The following is a 663-nucleotide window of genomic DNA, read 5'->3' as shown; positions in this document are numbered from 1 at the left end:
CTTGATCAGCGAGCGGATCGCGGTCGGCGCGGTGTAGAAGATGCTGACCTTGTGGCGCGCGATCATGTCCCAGAAGCGGCCGGCGTTGGGGTAGGTCGGCACGCCTTCGAACACCACCTGGGTGGCGCCCGCGGCCAGCGGGCCGTAGGCAATATAGGTGTGGCCGGTGACCCAGCCGATGTCCGCGGTACACCAGAACAGGTCGTCGGGCTTGATGTCGAAGGTCCACTTCATTGTCATCAGCGCCCACAGCAGGTAGCCACCGGTGCTGTGCTGCACGCCCTTGGGCTTGCCGGTGGAGCCGGAGGTGTAGAGCACGAACAGCGGGTGCTCGGCGCTCACCGGCTCGGCTTCGCAGGTCTCCGGCTGGCCGGCGCTGACATCTTCCATCCAGCGGTCGCGGCCTTCGGTCCAGGCAACCTTGCCGCCGGTGCGGCGGTAGACGATCACGTTCCTGACGGCCTCGCAGCCGCCCAGCGCCAGCGCGTCATCGGCGATGGCCTTGAGCGGCAGCGCCTTGCCGCCGCGCATCTGCTCGTCGGCGGTGATCAGCGCCACCGCGCCCACGTCCACCAGCCGCTCCTGCAGCGACTTGGCCGAGAAGCCGCCGAACACCACCGAGTGCGTGGCGCCCAGGCGTGCGCAGGCCTGCATCGCGACCAC

At 68.9% G+C, this 663-nt stretch carries 1 protein-coding gene; it reads right to left on the bottom strand.

What is annotated here, in order from left to right; all coding sequences use genetic code 11:
* The coding region (locus AC3WRI_RS32910) for an AMP-binding protein (protein WP_492295022.1) at positions 1-663 on the bottom strand (663 nt) is incomplete at both ends.

This window comes from Cupriavidus sp. FW305-27 (assembly GCF_058787995.1).
Note: the sequence above shows the minus strand (reverse complement) of the source record. Positions and strands in the feature narration are given on the sequence as shown.